Annotated in this window: 14 protein-coding genes; all 14 read right to left on the minus strand. The window is 52.2% G+C overall.

Features of this window, described 5'->3' with window-relative positions:
- Nucleotides 1-74: 74 nt before the first annotated feature.
- The 14 genes from JE47_RS0106490 to JE47_RS0106560 all read right to left on the minus strand — a co-directional run bounded on the left by JE47_RS0106490 (nt 75) and on the right by JE47_RS0106560 (nt 18,231).
- Nucleotides 75-3,200, minus strand: coding sequence for a tetratricopeptide repeat protein (locus tag JE47_RS0106490; RefSeq protein WP_031458977.1), 3,126 nt, complete (start codon nt 3,198-3,200; stop codon nt 75-77).
- Nucleotides 3,201-3,220: 20 nt separating this feature from the next.
- Nucleotides 3,221-4,687 carry an ATP-binding protein gene (locus tag JE47_RS0106495; protein WP_236631149.1) on the minus strand — a complete coding sequence of 489 codons (1,467 nt, stop codon included), beginning with the start codon at nt 4,685-4,687 and terminating at the stop codon, nt 3,221-3,223.
- A gap of 58 nt (nt 4,688-4,745) precedes the next feature.
- Nucleotides 4,746-5,951 (minus strand): hypothetical protein, encoded by a 1,206-nt coding sequence (locus JE47_RS0106500; RefSeq protein WP_031458979.1) that lies wholly within the window; start codon nt 5,949-5,951, stop codon nt 4,746-4,748.
- A 306-nt stretch (nt 5,952-6,257) separates the two neighbouring features.
- A complete protein-coding gene (locus JE47_RS0106505) occupies nt 6,258-7,655 on the minus strand; it encodes a winged helix-turn-helix domain-containing protein (RefSeq protein ID WP_236631150.1) in 1,398 nt (465 codons plus the stop codon).
- Nucleotides 7,652-10,096, minus strand: a complete 2,445-nt coding sequence (locus JE47_RS0106510) for a hypothetical protein (RefSeq protein ID WP_031458981.1) — start codon at nt 10,094-10,096, stop codon at nt 7,652-7,654. The genes JE47_RS0106505 and JE47_RS0106510 overlap by 4 nt, the downstream gene beginning before the upstream one ends.
- Before the next feature lie 114 nt (nt 10,097-10,210).
- Nucleotides 10,211-10,486 (minus strand): proline reductase, encoded by a 276-nt coding sequence (locus JE47_RS0106515; RefSeq protein WP_031458982.1) that lies wholly within the window; start codon nt 10,484-10,486, stop codon nt 10,211-10,213.
- Between the two features lie 18 nt (nt 10,487-10,504).
- A complete protein-coding gene (locus JE47_RS20395) occupies nt 10,505-11,035 on the minus strand; it encodes a glycine/sarcosine/betaine reductase selenoprotein B family protein (protein WP_035419120.1) in 531 nt (176 codons plus the stop codon).
- A gap of 10 nt (nt 11,036-11,045) precedes the next feature.
- On the minus strand, nt 11,046-11,918 hold the full coding sequence (locus JE47_RS0106525; RefSeq protein WP_031458984.1) for a DUF547 domain-containing protein: 873 nt from the start codon (nt 11,916-11,918) through the stop codon (nt 11,046-11,048).
- Nucleotides 11,893-12,696, minus strand: coding sequence for a helical backbone metal receptor (locus tag JE47_RS0106530; RefSeq protein ID WP_051871082.1), 804 nt, complete (start codon nt 12,694-12,696; stop codon nt 11,893-11,895). The genes JE47_RS0106525 and JE47_RS0106530 overlap by 26 nt, the downstream gene beginning before the upstream one ends.
- Nucleotides 12,683-14,098, minus strand: coding sequence for a circularly permuted type 2 ATP-grasp protein (locus JE47_RS0106535; protein WP_035419123.1), 1,416 nt, complete (start codon nt 14,096-14,098; stop codon nt 12,683-12,685). Before JE47_RS0106535 ends, JE47_RS0106530 begins: the two co-directional genes overlap by 14 nt.
- 63 nt (nt 14,099-14,161) lie before the next feature.
- Nucleotides 14,162-15,229 (minus strand): ATP-grasp domain-containing protein, encoded by a 1,068-nt coding sequence (locus JE47_RS0106540; protein ID WP_031458987.1) that lies wholly within the window; start codon nt 15,227-15,229, stop codon nt 14,162-14,164.
- A 98-nt stretch (nt 15,230-15,327) separates the two neighbouring features.
- A complete protein-coding gene (locus tag JE47_RS0106545; protein WP_031458988.1) occupies nt 15,328-16,671 on the minus strand; it encodes a phosphomannomutase/phosphoglucomutase in 1,344 nt (447 codons plus the stop codon).
- Between the two features lie 197 nt (nt 16,672-16,868).
- Nucleotides 16,869-17,819 carry a methylmalonyl Co-A mutase-associated GTPase MeaB gene (gene meaB, locus JE47_RS0106555; RefSeq protein WP_031458989.1) on the minus strand — a complete coding sequence of 317 codons (951 nt, stop codon included), beginning with the start codon at nt 17,817-17,819 and terminating at the stop codon, nt 16,869-16,871.
- 4 nt (nt 17,820-17,823) lie between these two features.
- Entirely contained in the window at nt 17,824-18,231 is a 408-nt protein-coding gene (locus JE47_RS0106560) for a cobalamin B12-binding domain-containing protein (RefSeq protein ID WP_012255952.1), read from the minus strand.
- Nucleotide 18,232: the final 1 nt, after the last annotated feature.

The raw sequence follows: 18,232 nt of genomic DNA on the forward strand, positions 1-18,232 counted from the left end.
GCAACGCTTTATACCAAGCACTCGCTACGTCCGCTGCGGTTAGATAGACATCTGGCCAACAATCAGCAGGGATGCTACTCGATTAGCAATGCACAACGTTCGAGGAGATCGCGCATCGCCGACTTGCCTACCGGATAATCATGCTCAAAAGTGCGTACTGCCTGCGCAACGATGTCTAATTCTTCGGCGTTCAAATCCTTCAACCGGTTATACACACTGTTTTGTCCACGCAACCCACCGGGATCGCTGAGTGTGTAATGGAGGTCGCAGCCCATGAATACCCGATCATACTCAAATGCCAGCGCATAATAACGGATCGCATAGCGCAAGCAATCATCGACCGTCCGAAAATCTACCTTGCTGTCTTCAACGAACAACTTGGCAAGTCTGAGATGTTCATCTTCAATACGCTTCAAGTTATCCTCCGACCGGTTGCGACGATAATGAGCGAAGAGGTGGTGCCCGATCAACATATGGATGCGTGCAAGTTCGTTGAATACCTGGGGATGATAGATGTTCGGGTCTTGGGAATTCGGTAGCCTTTCACCAGTGATCAGGTAGTTAGAGGGGATTGCTTCACGTGCTTCACGCAGACCCTTCTCGATGATGTCCGGTCGTTCTCCATGAAAGCCTGCATAGGCCATATTGACTCCGGCAACAACTTGACGGAATGAATTGCTTTGTTTACGTGCAAAGTCGATGGCGCAGTCTAGTGTCTTCACACACTGATCCAACAGTGTGTCGAGGTCTTCTTCCAGCAACGACGGATGATCGCGCTTTACTGCGAAAAGACGGCGCAGCGCATCTCCTTCTTCAATCAACGACTCGATCAGGCGTGAACGATCATCCATCGCTTCGAAAAGTTTACGGGCCTCTTTCGCATATTGGTGTGCTTGCCGTAAGAGCTGAATGCGTTGATCAGGGTCGTCATCGTGCTTAACCGATCGATTCAGTATTTCAGCAAGGTTACGCAGCGCTAGTCCCTGTCCAAATCGGTACTCGACCGCCTGGAATAATCGCAGTGCACGCTCGGCATTGGCCTGTGCCAACGTGGAATTGCCAGCATTGATGAGAACGAGCGAGAGGGTAGCGTAACTTAGGCCGATCAATGCCCGTGCACCCAGTTTCTTGCGGATCGCAAGGCTTTCCTCAACCAGCCTCTGGCCGTCGGTAAAGCTTCCCTCCTCACTCTCAGCAAAACCAAGGTTATTTAATGTCAAGGCCAGACAGACGGGTATATCCAACTTTCGCCAACTAGCAGCGGCGCGACGATATTCTGTGATCGCCTGACGTATCTGCCCGCGTAACCGTGACCCTAATCCGCGGGCATAGTATGCCAGCGCCAGCATACTTCCGGCATACCAACTCCTTGCCTTAGGAACGTTTGTTGATACATCACGTGCAACTGCGCTCAAGATTTGTTCAGCGTCGTATAGCAGTTTTTCGGTGTGTTCAAGGTCTTGCTCCTCTCTGCTTGCGCGGGTAACCCGTGCTAATGCTTCCCAGACATTGAGCGCTGCTTCGGTTATTCCACCGCCGGCTTTCAGGGTATGCGGCTCTTCACGCCGCAGCCGCAGCGCTTCCTGAATAGCGCTGGTGTAATTATAGTCCCCATACCGGCGGTGCACTACCGGACGAATTGTAACAATACCTTGCACCATCTCGCGTTCCAGACCATCAATGGACGATTGCTGTCCTGATGGATCGCGTTCGTCGAGGAATACCAGTAGCTCTGCTTGGGTTTGAGTATCGAGCATGGTGTTGCCAGTGAAGGCCGTGTAGAAGCTCATGCGGCAGTACTCTTTAAACCCTTCGAGCACATCAAGTCGCAGGATGTAGTACATGCGCTCGACCAGTAAACGATGCCTCTCTTGTTGAACACTAGTGATGCGCACGTGATCGAGGCTTGGTGTCTCCTCGACTGAGTGGTACTCCTGTTCAATTGGCGCGTACAGGTCGTCGAGTTGTTTGTTGTACTTTTCAATCTGATTCTCGTACCACTTAATGATTGTTTTGTTAACGTCCGCAGCTCCATGTGCGTCGTCTGGTGCACTATAAATCTGCCGCGCCAGGATGGCATACATCTCGTCGTGCAGGAAGTAACGACCATCGCGCACCTTAACAAACGACAGGCGCTTAACAGGCTCGAGTCGATCACGTGCTTCCTCAACTGAAATCTCGAGCAGATGCGCCAGCAATTCTCCATCAACACCTTTTGGTACTCGCCCCAGCATAGGGAGCATATCCCGGATGCCTTTAGTGTCCATCATACGCTTGACGATCTGCCGCTCGAGTTCCTCTTGTGCACGCGCAGGATCGGTATCGACATCGAGGATGTCTTGTATTTGCCCGAATCCGGAAATGCTGATGTAATCGGCCAAAAGTGCAAGCATAATCGGCGCACCGCCGGAGTAGCGGTACACCTGCTCCCTATACTGCGGCTTCAGATCGCGCAGTGTATTCGCAACCGCTTGCTCACCCGCTTGTTCGGCGGCTCGCGCCACTGCGTTCAAATATTCGTTTGTTTCCTCTAGGGTGAACGGTCCTACTTCGATACGTGTTAGACGAATTGCCGGATGGTTCTCAAGGTCTGGGAAGAGATGGCGAATCTGGTTGCGACCGGCAACCAGAACAGTAACGTTGCCCCAGTGGGGTAAGGTCTCGACCAGCCATTGCCAGGCTTCGGCTACCTGAAACGGCGGACGTTGCTCAGTTGCGCCGTAAGCAATGCGTTCAACCGTATCAAGCGCAATCATGACGTGCTGCGACTGCGAGAAACGGTTGAAGTCGGTGATGAATGCTTGCAATGTCTCCTGGGTTGCTTCGGCAATCGCACGCACATCCCCCGAGATCTGCGCTTTGTACTGCTGCGCACGTTTTTCCTCAAAGGTGCGGAAGTGACCACTATTGGCAACGTTCAGTGAGGCGTAGATCGCACTGGCAAGCGCTAGACTACTGTGATACTGCATGTCGTACAGATCAACTACCTGCTGTGCCAGGAAAAGTCCGGGTTTGCGTCGCTTGAACGTGTCGTTCAAAATGCGCGTTTTGCCGATACCACCCTTACCGTACAGGGCAATAATAGATGCTCCCGAAGTACTAGAGATCGCTGTATCAATCTGTTTAAGTATCGCCTCCCGTCCAACCAGGTCAGGAGTTGCCCATGCTCCAGTATAACGCTCAAGTTCATGCTCACTCATAGCAAAGTCCTCTTTGTCGTTCAGGCGAATGAGACAGAATGACCGACATCTTCCGCTAGCACCCCACGATGGTATTCGGCGCGCTGTTCGAAGTACTGCCTACTGTTCGGATACCTTTTCGCCCAGTCTTCGTACAGATTTACAGCCCGTTCGTGCAAGCGTCGCCAGACTTCTCGCTTTTGCGATTTCAGAAGCTGTTCAAGAACAGTACGTACTGCTTCGTCGAGGACGTACCTTGCATCTTGCCAGCGTCCTAGGTTCGTTTCAAGCAGAAGATCTCGCAAGCCACGCATAGCTGCAATCGTGTATTCTGGTCCTTTCAGTTCCGTATTACGTAGTTCCGCTAGAAAGTAAGGCATCTCATGTTCGCGAAACCCATCCTTTAGCACACACAGCGCATTGAGTACTTCTCGCAACTCGTCGCGCCATTTCTCGGGTATCACTTCTAACAAGCGGCTTGCTACACCCTCTAGCACTTTGTCATCAATGGTCACGTCATTGATTGTTTGTTCGAGATCATCACCCTTCGATAATCTGTCGCGCACCTGATCCACGAATGCTCTGGCAAGCAACTCATTCGTCAGCGGATACCCACCACCGAGGTTGATCACCTTCTTTGCCAGTTTCTCTGCCAGTTGTCTGAACTCTTCGTCGGAAAGATTGGCAGCTATGAGTGTATCTTGTGGTGATTCTTGAGGTGATCCTTGAGATGATTTTTGAAGTGATTTTCTTATCTGCTCGGCAACCTGTTCAAGCGAGAAAGGGGTGAGCGATTGGTCTTCACGTTCGAGGCGCAGATAAGGAGATTTCCAGAGATATGGACGGCCACGGCCTGTCATAATGATTAAAACACGTGGTAACGCTGCAAACGCGGCGAGCAGGTAGCGTTCTAAATAATCGAGGAAGCCCCTGTTTGCTTCGAACACCGAGTCTAGAATCAGGCAGATTATCAGGTCTCGTTCTGACTCCAGCTTCTTTCTGACATCCTGTGCCAGCCACGCGGAGAGATCGCGCAATGAAGCGTAAGGTGTGCGAACAATGTCAAGTTGTTCTGCGATCCAGGCAAGAAGCTCCTGAAGCAAGTGTTCGTAGTGCCGCTCATCCCCGCTTTCGATCTGAGATATATCATTGCTGGTGATATACCATTCTCGTTCACCTACTTGGAATTCTTTATCTTTAGGGGGCGGTGTAAGACAGATCAACAGCGATAAAATGCGATAAGCCGGTGGTGGATCGGAGGATGTTTGCTTTAAGACAGAGCGATGGAGATGAAGCGCCAGCCAGCTTTTGCCTAATCCACGTTCGCCTTGAAACACTATTGTCCGCACCTGCTCAGCATCACCGCGTGCAATGTTCTCAAGAGCCTTAGTTACCGTTTCGATCTCTTTCTCGCGATTGACAAAGAGATCGGCTTTGTACACCGCTTGGTACACTGGTGGATCGGTTTGTGTCATGTTTATCCTCCCGTTTCGTTGATCGCCGAACATTTTTGAAATCCTGGACATGGAGCCGGTGCCCTGCCAGGCTAGACTGTGTTGGTTCTTATCAACGCGATGGCAGCGATAGACTGCGCTGGGTTGCGTAATGGTGATACCAGGCGATAGCATAGCGAATGTCCTCCTCATCAAGTTGCCATCCGTCGTTCAAACGCGCCGCGTAGTGTAAGATTGCCTTCCGAGTTACCTGGAGTGCAATGCGCGGCAAAGGCGGCAGATTTTTCACAATCTGTTGTTCGACATTGGTTAGTGCCGGCGTGCTAATAGCGTCGAGCGACTCGAAGCGTTCTTCGGAAGCAACGGAAATGCGTTTCCGTAGCATACTCACCAGTAAGTCGTGGTTCCAAATGATACGAGCTATCTGCGTGGGAATAGCATGGTGGTGAAGGTATTCAGTTATAGCGGATTCTAGCGAATCGGGGATGAATAGTTTGATAAAGGTTTTCGATTTAGCCCACGTTTCAGAGCGATCAAATAGCTCGAAAGCCCATGGTGCTGCGTGTTGAGAGTCTTCCTGATTTTCATACATTGCATCGAGACCATCAATTAGAAGCAGAACATGGCTGAAGCCGAGCGCGTCGGTCACGACCTCGACAAATGTCTGAAAGACCTCCTCCATCCGCCCACGCATAGCGTCGGTTCCAGACGTTGCTAACGTATTGCAAAACCGATCGAGAACATCAGGTGGCGGCGGTGCAGTGAGAGCGTATGTTCGTTCTAGGAGTGGGGTCAATCCGGCCGGAGTACCGGTTTCACGTAGAATGTCGAGATAGTAATCGAGTGGTCCAGGCAAGCCAGCGCGTAGAATAGCGGTTACTGCCCGAATCTCGGTACTTGATGCTCTAAACAACCGCTCTGGACGAAAGGCCAGACCGGTGAGTAGCGCGCAGGTACCGGCTTCAAGCAACAGACGCAGGTGCTCCCTAGTAGTTGGTGGGGTACCGGTGAGGGGGGCTGTACCCAAATTATAGGGTAATGGGAACGGGTATGTTCCGCCAATATCGAACCAGCATGTCCGCGTAACTGCGACACGCATAGCGGTTTTACCACCGCCCGGCGGAGCGACAATGATGGTTGGTTTATTGTCCAGTGCGACACGGAATATGTCGAGGTTGACAGTGTATTCGGATAGATGGGGATCGCTTGATGCTTCCAGATGAACATACGGATCGAACCGCAGACCGATGCGGCGAAACCAGTCGGTAGATGTGAGAGAATGCTCATCGGGATATTCGTTCTTGTCCCGAGTAGTCATACTATCTTACCCATGTGTTAACCGTTTCTTTATTGGCGCGTTTAGCCATTGAGAATGTAGTACTTCACTCTTGAGAAAGAGATTTTTCGCATTAGGATAAATTAGAACGAATGTTCATTTCTTTACTCATAAAACGCTATATCGAATCATACTACTCCACATTTACACTTATCCCTCAAGCTGCTAACGGTATGCTGATAGAATACTGAATATCATCTCACCAAAACCTCATCAGGTGTTTCCTGCAGAGACTGCTGGTGAACAGATACTTTACAATCGGCAAGACGAGAACCGGCATGAATCATTTCAAATAGCATGTTCCAATTTAACACCCCAACCACGATTAGTAATGATATAAATCGGATGGCGGGGATCGGGTTCGATGATCCGACGCAGGCGCAGGATGGCGTTATCGAGAACGTTTGTCCAGTTGGCGGGATCCTCCCAACCGTGATCGTCGCGGGTGCGCGGCTCTTCGGCAAGACCCAGATAGGCGCGGTAGTAGAGTTCGCTGCGCGGGACGCGCCGCGAGCGGTTCTCGTATAGATAGCGAAGCAGCCGGTAGGAACGTGGTTGCAGCCCGACAATCTCGGCCTCACCGATGAAGACACGGTCGGCTTTAAGGTCAATGGAGAGGCGGGGCGGATGAGTGCGCTTGAGCGAATTCCATACGCTATGAGGAAGCGAATGCGATGCACCAGCAGCGGCAAAAGCATCAACCAACGGGCGAATCAATCTGAGCCAGCCGCGTGGCGTGCTTCCGCCGTAGCGTTGCAACCAGTCACGAATATCCCGATCGGCCACACAGAGGTCGCTCAAGTGCAGTGATGGTTTTCCTATCTTCGCTGCAATGTGGCGTTCGGTGATTGTCGTCAATTGTTCTGGCGTCCACGTGAGAGTGTCTAGCTCAATGCGACCTTTAACGATACCCCAACTTCTGGTAATATCTGATTCGAGAGCACGTGGCGCAAACATTTTGATTGCAAAACCATTCAGATCGAGAAGTTCGAGCGTTGAGAGGATGGCAATCATGAGTTCTGACATGAGAGCGGTTGATCCTCGTAGCCAGGGATCGAACCCATCAATCGTTACCCATACACCACGTATCCCAATCCGCTGGAGAGTTGCGGTCAGGTGAGCAATGATACGTTGTTCGGTTGTATCAGGGTATAGGATTGCTGTCGCCGGCTCAAATATCAGATGCTGACCGAGTGCTTTACCTTCGTCATTAACCGCTTGTTCTGCCATAGACGCCCATAGATGTTGCCGGTCGGCGCTGATGTGTGCCTGAATAAACCAGTGGAACGTCATCTGAACAGTTGGTGGTGCACGGCGAAACAGGTCAGGGTGTTTGACTAGAATCGTGAGTAGTGTAGTTGCGCAGGCATGCAGTGCCTGGCGCACAAAGACCCGCACTGCTGGACTGCCATGCACATCTTCGAACGGTTCCGGCTGCCAGTTCACCACCAGGTATGTTGGCGGAGTATTTTCCGGGGCGACTTGGCGAGTCAGCGCCAAACGCAGCGCCGTCTTTCCCGAACCACTGTCACCGACGATGACTAGCGAGCGCATACCGGTATAGGCGGCATACCGGTCCGGCTCGACGAACACTAGCGGTTGCAGATGGGATTCGCGCTCTGCAGCCAGTGTATCGAGCGCTTCAGTGGAAAGAATCGTGTTGTAATTGTCTATATGGTCTATCATCTGAAGTCGTTTTCTTGAAGAAGACTATACGCTGGATCGTTCTGATCGCGATATAACACCAAGTGTTGTTCCAATGCATGCTGAAATATGATCAGACTTAGTGCGAATGAGCCATGGGCACGCTTGAGTATTTCTGTTACGAATTCCTCTTTATTTGTTGCAGAGTTTCCTAATTCGATCAGTCCAAGTAGAGACTGCTTTTGTTCACTGACAATAACAACTGTACTATCCAGCAGCGACAGCAAATCCTTTTCTGTCCAGCGCAACCGGATACTTTCGGAATGTCCGTGTTTGCCAGTATGCATGGATGTTGTAAATAAGGTGCATGTAAGACCAGCTCGTTGCAGATCATGCATCAATGTGGTGAGTTGCCTAGCTCGATCGTCTCCGGTATCGTCAATGACAATTAGGTGCATCTGTTTGATACCGAGTGGGCAGATAGTCAACCAATCCAGCACGGTTCTGGCATCCGGTATCTTCGGTGTAGCATTGGATAACAACCTATCAAGAAGATGGAGCACGATTTGTCTGACCACATCGCTCTTTGAACCCCTGTCTTGTGAACCTTGGCTTTGCGAACTCTGGTTTTGTAAACTCTGATTGCGTAAGGTTCTCCGCAGTGCTGGCAACGATCCGCTGACCCAGATCATCCACTCGGCCAGTAATATCTGTTCATCTTCTAACAGCCAGAGTATCGTCTCTGGCTGACGGGCCAGCGCAGTACACCAATATTCTCCAGCTTTACGTCCGATAAAATGTATCAGACTCCCGCAGGTAATCGGATCAAAATCGGATAGAAAAACCAGGAAAGGGAGACACTGTGTATTCGGTTTGCGGAGTTCGTTGTACAGCGCAAATGCAGCGATGTAACAGTCGAACTTGCTACTAGCAACAATTGTAGCATGTTGCTGATTGCGAGTTAATTCGATACTTTCCCAGAACTTGCCAAAACCTTGCAATTCTTCCAGATCGAAAGGATTGATCGATAATTCATTCACTTCCAGCCAATCAGTGATTGGTTTAGGCCGGACAATATTCTTTGGATGTGGAGGAGTAAACAACGGCCATGCGTAAGTTGGAGGTAGTTCATCGACTAGATGCTGACGGATGCGCGGATCGTTTGATGCAAGTTTGATGACTTCGCGCATGTCGGAGACGTTCGCATTAGATGAGGTGACATTCTCAGAAATGAACTGCAAGAGGTATTGTCTCCCTTCAGCATGGGAAGCCAGCCTCTCAAGCATTGCGATGACAAGTTCGTAGCCATTCATCTGAAAATGATGCAAAATGTTCGCACAAATATCAAGTGTGGTTTTTGCACTCTGTTGATCATACACTGGCGGCAGTAGCAATAAGTCAGTTTTAGAACGAGACTCTTGCTGCGCCAACTTAAGCTTATCATCACTGGCTTGCTGCCGCGATCCAGGCTCGCTGAAAGTTTTAGGACGAAACTCTGGCTGCGCCAACTTGAGCAACTCGAAAACGCCTTTCAATCTTCTGTCATCTCCCGCACGATAGTACCCTGCGGCATCCTGCAAGAGATGGATAACCCGCTCTTTCATAGCAATACTGGTCAATTTTTGACGTTGGTCTTTAATGGTTTTCTCCAGTTCGCTGCGCGTCTGATCTTCCCAGTGTCGGCTCTCTTCCCACAAAAGCGTCTCAGCAGTGAGATGCCATTCAACAAGGTCACGTTCAAAAAGATCTCGTATTTCACGAATGCTTTCAGATTGTTGGTTCAATCGTTCCTGTCGTCGCTCGTTAAATATTTGCCAGCCGATACCGAATACAGCCGAAGCAGCCGCCAACCCTAGACCCGCATCACTAACGAAGTTTCTGAACGTTCGCCAAAAGAACGCAGTCTGTGTTTCATACGTGATACCGATCTTTTTTGTCTCGCTCTGCCCATTTTCATCACTGACCTTGATCTCGATTTCCATCATATCACTTACGGGCAGGGATTGCATCACCAGACGCTGCTGGCGTGGAGTATTATCGGTTGTTAATGTTAACGGTAACGCGACTGGTGTACCGGTATCATCAGTGAACGTGAAAGGGATGGTACTGGAGAATTCAACTGTGACTTTCAACGGAGTGGCGCTACCGTTATTTTTCAGCCAAAGAACAAATTCGTGTGAAGAATTGGTAATGGTGTCGACGTGAGTCGTGCGCGAATACAAAATGAACAACGTATACTCATCTTTGTTTGTAGTTATAGATAATGTATCATTCTCTTGAGATGGAGAAATACCCTCTTCAGTACGAGCAAGGATCGAGTAGTATACGAGCGAGATTGCAATGCCAAAGAATATCCACGGTATGAAATCACGCCATCGTTGTGCTACCGCTGCTTGTCCTGCCGTATCCAGGCTGATGTAGAAGTAGATCAGACCAACGAAAAATATGATGAGCGTTGGGAGTATCCACCATATCAGCGACATGACTGCGCCCTTATGCAGACATTTTTGTGTATCCTGATCTCTATTCTAACACATAGAAGATGGTAAGCATGACTCAGTTTCGCCGTAATGCTGAGATAGTTTCGCGGTAAGGCTCTACCCCCACCCCTCCGGCAGCGTATACTGTTCGCGTCGCCAGCGCCAGCCCGGTTCTAGGATTTGCCCTGGTTGGGCCGTGGCGAGGGCCTGCAATGCTGCGTGCAGCACAGCAAGCTGCTGAATCCGGTTCCCTGGTTCGCCGAGAGGATGCCCGAACGGCCACGCCAGATGCAGGGTGCGCGGCGGACGTATCTGCTCGGCTATTGGCTTCAGACTCACGATGCAGATGGTGCTGATGCCAGCGTTCTCGATAATACGTGCGATCAGTCCCACGGACTGATTACAGAGCCCTCAGCCAGGCGTCAGCAAGACTGCATCAACCCGGTCTTGTTTGAGGAAGGTGGCAACTTCTGGTGCCGTTTGTTGGATTAGTGTGTTGAGGTGAGGTGGTTCGATGTGGCCCATGAAGCCGTAGCTGTCGGCCAGGCTGCCGATAATACCACGGTTGACCAGATGCCGCACGAGTTCGAGAGGGAAGAGAATGTTCAGGTCGCGATCCGCGTCACTGTGGTCGTAGTAGTCGTGGGTGATGGTCAATTCATGTAAGGTAGTTGAGGCAGGAATACGACGATACGTCGCATCACCGTGTGGATCGCTCATGTCAAACGGCTCCTGATCGCGCCGATGGACACCGCCAGTCGTGATAAGTGCCAGGCGACACTCGTACAGCGGTTTACGTAGAGGAGTGAAAGGAACATCGGCGAAGTTGAGTGCCTGATAAGCACCTCCCCAAAGACGCGCTAGCTCTGGAATCTGCGAGAAGATTTGACCGGTTAAGCGGTAGAGTTCTTTCAGTGATCGTTTACGCCAGTCGTCAGTCATAGGTGTTCCATCAGATAATGTTCAATGTCCAGTCGTAAGGACGATAGACCAGCCGACCACGCCGCGCTTGCATCAGCCATGCCCGCCGTTCGTCATCTGGTAGGGCTTGGCGCAGGAGTTGAATAATCCCGTTCGGCCCGCCAAAATCGTCGCGGTACCAGTCAAAAATGCGCGACAGATGAATTTCAGCGCGGTCGGGATCGATGGTAACGTCGGCGGCTACAAAATTGCGGAGTGCCAGATCGAGCTGTTGTTCGATCTGTTCGGCGCTGTATACCCCGATTGGTGGACACGAGCTACTGGCGCAGTTGAGCGCAAAGTGAATGCGGTGATCGGGTGGATCGATAATCCAGGCGAGCCGTGGGTCATTGTCGGCAAACTGGGGGCCGGGAATGAACGGATGACCACGATTGGCGCGGAGAATGCCATGCTCAATGTCATCGAGTGAACAGCGTTGACCTCCGATCCGATACGCTGCCGCTCGAAAAAAGCTAAGGCCAGCCCACTGCTCAGCAACGCTGGTTGTGACTCCGAAGGTAATAACGGCATCAATAACCAGCGCGTTGTAGAGATTGATCCAGAAAGCCAACCGGGTCGGACGATCCGGAAGTGAGGCCGGATCAAACCGTTGGAGGAGAGGGGTTAGTTTGGTGCGATAGGTGATATAAGCCGGATCGTCACGCAGTTGCTGGTACGCGACCTGCCTGCCTTCTTCATCCATTGCCATTGCCTTAAAGCGGTTCACGGCTTGTTTAAGTTCAGCCGCCAGAGCGACTCCATCGACAGCAACGGGTGGTGGTGGGGGATCGTTCAGCACCTCGTCCTCACGGGTTCCCAAGATGGTATTGAGCGCTACTTCACGTAAGCGGATGAGTGGGTTCATAAACTCCCCAGAACATTCGACGAAACGCGGCAATTGCTGCTGGTGTGCGTGGACCGGGCCAGGTCAGTGCCATTCCATCGCAGAACTCGATCCGACAACGAGCACCGGCTTCGAGCAATGCCAGCTTGTCGCGTTCACCGAAAGGATACGGCTCGCTTGGTAGTAAGATCACTTCTGGTTCGAGAGCGAGGAAATCGGCCAGTGCTGCCCGTGGGTAGCGACCAGGAAGTACCTCCGCGACGTTCCTGCAACCACTTAGCCGGAGCAGATCACCAGCATACGTGTCACGCCCGATAGCCATCCAGGGGTCACGCCAGATCATGGCAAGCACACGATACGTTGGTAATGGAGGATCAAGAAGCACTTGCTGCAAGGCATCAGTAAGGGGTGTTGCTGCCGCAACGACATCTAAAACTTCCGCCAACGCCGCCAGTTGAGCGGCGGCATCGGCGACACTCCGAATAGCCGTCACATACACTTGCAGCCCGGCAGCACTCAGGGCGTTCACATCGCGTTCCCGGTTCTCTTCTTGCTCGGCAATGATCAGGTCAGGCTTGAGGGCAAGAATGGCAGCGCGATCCGGATTCTTCGTCCCCCGTAGTCGTGGCAGGTGTTGCAGCGCCGCCGCCGGTTCAATGCAATAGTCGGTAATGCCGATTACCCGATCTCCGGCGCCAACGCTGAACAACCACTCAGTCATACTCGGCACCAGCGAGACAATACGCTGTGGCGGCGCTGTCAGTTCTATGCGTCGTCCAAGCGCATCATAGACTATCATTGCCTGCTCCCGACGCAGGTGAATCCTCGATAATAAAGACTGGAACGGTACTCCCTCCGCCGGCAGTGACGTTCAAGAGGGTCACCGTCGAGAGTCGACACAAACATCCGTTGACTTCAGTGCCGAATAAGAACGGATCGCTATCGACCAGACGTTCACTAATCACTACCTGACCGTCAATCAGAGCAGGATACGGTTCGTAGGCAATGGTGACGCGCTCTTGAACCACAAACGGTGAAGTAAGTGCTGCTTGCAGTGCGGCATCCCACTCGTCAGCACTGACTTCCCAGCCAATCGTGATACCTTTACCGCCGTATTCGTCGTTGGGTTTCAACAGGAAACGTTCACGATTCTTACGGACGAAGGGCAGCAGATCGATCAATTCGTGCTGATACGTTGTAATGCCGGGTCGTACTACTCTTGTCCAAGGTACGTGAGCTGCCACCGCCGCACGTTGCGCAGCAGTTAGCGGGTCATGGAAGCGCTCATCAGAGAGAAGGGCGAAGAGCGATTTCTTGTGCAACAGTTTGGCGCGAAATGAGTTCACTATCACACATGCGCCGGTAGCATAGGCCTGCACCAGCGGGTGCGTCAGCGCTTCTTCGCCATAGTGCGAGAGGAACTCACTGGTCAGGACGCGCTTGAACACGATGGTGACCGGCATGTCACTACCTTCGGGAGTCGGCGCCAGTAACTGACCATCGCGGAAGGAAAGGTCTTGCGGGGCGCAGATCACAGTTGGGAGACCGTGTTCGGTAAAATAACGCCGGAACATCTCGAACTCGGTCGCCGTTGGCAAACCATGCCAGTCAACGATTGCGACACGCGGTTCGTGACCAGGACTTCCTGCCGCTTGCCAGCAATCGAGCAAGGTGCGCAGCATGTATTGGCGGGCCGGTAGGGTTGTGAGCGCGTACCGCTTCATAAACTCGGTCATTACCGGCATCGCCAAAAACGCTTGCGTCAACAAATCTTCATAGGCAATTGCCGCCGGACTCTCAGCATTGTATTCGACAAATTGTAATGAGGTACCATCGACTGTCAGGAATGTGTCCATTCGTGAATGGGCACTTGGTTCAAGATAACCGGGATGCATCGCAATCAGGCGCTCTTCGAGAGGGGTGAGCATGAGAACATCGCGCACTTCCTGCCCTAGCTCTGAAGATTCGAGTGCCGCCGCTACAATGGCTCGTGCTGCCTCGGCGACCTGCTGCGTACCACGGCGGAGGAGATCGTATTGCGATGCGGTGATGAGTCGTGGTCGCAGTACAGTTGCTAGTGGCCGCTCACCGAAGTAGAGCTGGCGGGCACGCATCTCTTCGGTTAACCGTTGCCACGAATCAATGGCCAACGCCGGTTCAAGTAAAGCGTGGTAATCGGCAATTGCCTGAGCAAGTGTCATAGTATCGTACCTTTGTGAGCAGTAAATGACCGGTACCGAGCCATTTACTGCTCAACACAATCATCAGGCCTCTTCAGCGGCTTTCTTCTTCGTAGTTCGTCGTCGCTTGGGAGCGGCAGGTGTTTCACCAGGTGATGAATTGTCTTTCGGATTGTCGTTTGTCGGTGTTACCGCACTGTTTACCGGCGCCATTGGCCCATCCAGGAAGCGATGCCATACCAGTTCTTCCGGTTTGGCCCGCCCTTGCCGGGCCAGTTCGATGGTGAAATCGGCCATCGTGCGCACTACCCAGTCGAAGTAGTAGGGGGTCAGCGAATTGACATCAAAATCGGGTGCTGGATTGGTAAAATCAATCGCGTAAGCCACGCCGTTTCGAATGGCGAACTCAACGGTGTTCATGTCATAGCCGAGCGCTTGATTGAGTTTGAGCGCAGCGTCTACGACCTGACGCCCTTCTTCGGGGGTAAGGTAGTTGTCATCGCGAAAATAGCGGTGTGGCCAGGGTGCATTCGCATCGAATTTAATGGTCATAATGTGGCGACGACCGATCACGATACAGCGCACATACTTTTCCCATGGGATGTACTCTTGCAGCATCATGCACTCAATACCGGTCTCGTTGTACGCTCGCCACAGTTCCTCATACGAATGAACCTTGTAAACCTTCTTGAAACCACCACCCCAGGCCGGTTTGAGAATCACCGGAAAGCCACCGACGTAATCAACATGATCTTTCCAGGGAATTGGATATTGCAGATTGCGCAGTGACTCTTCAACCACCCCTTCGATGTACGAGTGAGATGGTAGTGCAACGGTGCGCGGGTGCGGGATACCGAGCGCAGTTGCCAGCGAAGCGCCGAAGAACTTATCATCGGCGCTCCACCAGAAGGGGTTATTCACGATTCGGGTACCGCTGAGCGCAGCAGTTTTCAGGAACGTGCGATAGTATGGTATTTCGTGACTGATGCGATCAACGATTACGTCGTAATCGCACAGCTCGGCCATACGTGTACCGCCCAACTTGATAAACTCGGCATGCACCCCAGCATTGCGACGATTGACCTCTTCAATAAATGCAGGTGGCCACGACCACTCACGACCCACCAGAATACCGATCTTTTTTACACTCACAATAAACCTCCTTATATGGCAATGGCATGATTGGCGAGCTGGCAAGGCTGATTGTAGCACAAGGCAACAGAAGTGCAGTTACGCTCGTGCTGAACGGTTTATGAACGAATAATCGCCAGCACTTCATCACGCCTGGCTTCCATCTCGGCCCGTGAGGCAATCGATTCCAGATTCAACCTGATGAGTGGTTCGGTATTCGAGCCGCGTACATTGAAATGCCAGGTGTCGTAGCTCACCGAGATGCCATCAATGCGTTCAATCTTGCCATCGCTGTAGCGTTCGGCGATTTCGTTGAGTTTGGCAGCGACATCGCTGACCCGTGAATTGATTTCGCCAGAAATGAAGTAACGCGATTCGAGTCGGCTAAGCAGTTCGCTCATCTTTACGCCGCGCTTTGAGAGCATCTCTAGCAGGTAGAGCGAGGGAATGATCCCCGAATCGGCAAACGCGAAGGCTTTGAAGTAGTAATGTCCAGAAACTTCGCCGGCAAAGATGGCATCTTCGTTTGCCATCCGGCGCTTGATAAACGCATGACCAACCCGCTCGATCAATGGAATCCCACCAGCAGCTCGTACTTCGTCAGGTACGGCCCACGAAGCGCGTACATCGTAGATGATTTTCGCTCCCGGCTCTTTCTCCAGGAGGTAACGACCTAGAATAGCGGTCAGGAAATCGCCTGAGATAAACTCCCCGCGGTCATCAATCGCAAAGAAGCGGTCACCATCACCGTCAAAAGCAAAGCCGATGTCGGCCCCTTCATCTTTGACCCGTTGCTGCAATTCAGCCCGATTTTCCGGCATCAACGGATCGAGACCGTGATTAGGGAGGGTGCCGTCGGGGTCGAGATACATCCCGGTTAACTGGATGGGCAGATGGGCATACACCTCCTGCAAAATCGGCCCTACCATGCCGTTGCCGGTATCGACAATGACCTTGAGCGGTTTGATCGCTTCGACATCAATCAGTGAGAGCACTTTCTGGACGAATTGCGCTTTGAAATCGTATTCGCGACGTTGCCCGCGGCGGGTTGGTGTTGGGAAGGCTTCGCTCTCGACCAGACGGCGTAAGTCTTGAATACCCTCATCGCCCGACAAGAGGTATGGCATGCGCCGTACCATCTTGAATCCATTGTACTGTTTGGGGTTGTGCGAGGCCGTTACCATCATACCGGGAAATCCCAGTTGGGTACATGCAAAATAGTATTGATCGGTACTGACCATGCCGATGTCTACCACGTCAGCACCCTGATCCATAATCCCCCGCGTCACCGCATCGAACAGCACCGGCCCCGAAGTACGCATGTCGCGCCCGACAATGACCGTCTCTGCGCCGAGAAAGGTGACGAAGGCGCGTCCAATGAGATAGGCAATTTCTTCGTTCAGTTCAGTTGGATAAATGCCACGAATATCGTAGGCCTTGAAAATAGCCGGATTAACTTGCACAGTCTTCCTCCTTCCGCCGGATAATCCCCGACTGCTTGCTGCAAAACGGTGTGTCGTCGAGTGGTGAAGCGTACCGGGCGTTATTGCAGGCTCTCGCGATGTTTGACGGAGCTCCAATTGTGATTGTGCCTGGCGATAGTCCCTTTCAGCAGATGATTTTACACCGCTATCGTACCATATCCGGCGTGCATGTATGATTATGCTAACCCACTGCGGATAGTGAGGTCGGCAGGTAACAACTCACTTGCAGCAGCGTATGGATCGCGCTGGCGAGTAGCGATCTGTTGTACCAGTTCATTCCAGCGCTCGCCCCGCAGCCGTTCGAGGATCAGCTCCTGAACGGCTGCCGTTAGCTCGCGTTCGGCAGCCGTTAATGCTCGTTGGGTTTTGATGTTAGCAGCAATTAAGTGCTGGCGATGCTGTTCTATTGCATCGACAATTTGTGCGCAACCTTCGCCAGTAGTTGCGATGGCCGTAAGTACCGGTGGTGACCAACCATCAGGTGATGGTGCGCCCAATTGCAACATTGTGCGCAGTTGGCGTACTGTTTGATCGGTACCAGGACGATCAGCTTTATTTACCACAAAGACATCGGCAATCTCAAGCATCCCGGCTTTGATGCTCTGCACATCATCTCCCATACCGGGTACTTCAACGACAATCGTCGTGTCGGCAGTTTGCGCAATATCAACTTCATCTTGACCGGCGCCAACGGTTTCGATCAAGATAACCGGAAAACCGGCTGCGGCAATGAGGGTAACCGCATCAGCCGTAGCTCGTGCCAATCCACCCATTCGGCCACGACTGGCCATGCTCCGAATGAAAACACCGGGATCACCACCGAGTGCCTGCATACGTATGCGATCACCGAGTACGGCGCCGCCACTGAAGGGCGATGAGGGATCGACAGCGACAATTCCAATTGGAACCCCACGTTTGCGCCATTCCTGGGCCAGGGCAGTCACCAACGTTGATTTCCCGGCCCCAGGTGGTCCAGTAATTCCTACCCGGTGTGCGTCGCCATACGGGTACACCGCGGCCATCAGCGCACGGGCAACTGGACCACCCTGTTCAACCAGTGAAATGGCACGCGCCAACGCCCGCCGCTCACCGTTGCGCAGGCGCGTTACCAATTCGTGCTCATTCATAAGCTTAACCCCGCGTCAGCTCGACGTGAGAACGAATAAAATCAATGATGGCCTGTGTTGACGAACCGGGGCCGAATACCTCTGCAATGCCATGCTCGCGCTTGAGAATCTCGGCGTCTTCATCTGAAATAATGCCGCCGGCAACGACCAACACGTCAGTCATACCCTGTTCGCGTAGTAACTGCATGACCTTCGGCAGTAGCGTCATGTGGGCGCCAGAGAGAATCGAGAGACCGATAACATCAACGTCTTCTTGCAATGCAGCCTCAACGATCATCTGGGGGGTCTGCTGAAGACCGGTGTAGATGACTTCCATGCCGGCGTCGCGTAATGCTCGTGCAATGACCTTTGCGCCACGATCATGACCATCCAGACCAGGTTTGGCAACCAGTACACGAATCTTTCGCTCCATC

The sequence above is a fragment of the Chloroflexus sp. MS-G genome (assembly GCF_000735195.1).
Classification (GTDB): domain Bacteria; phylum Chloroflexota; class Chloroflexia; order Chloroflexales; family Chloroflexaceae; genus Chloroflexus.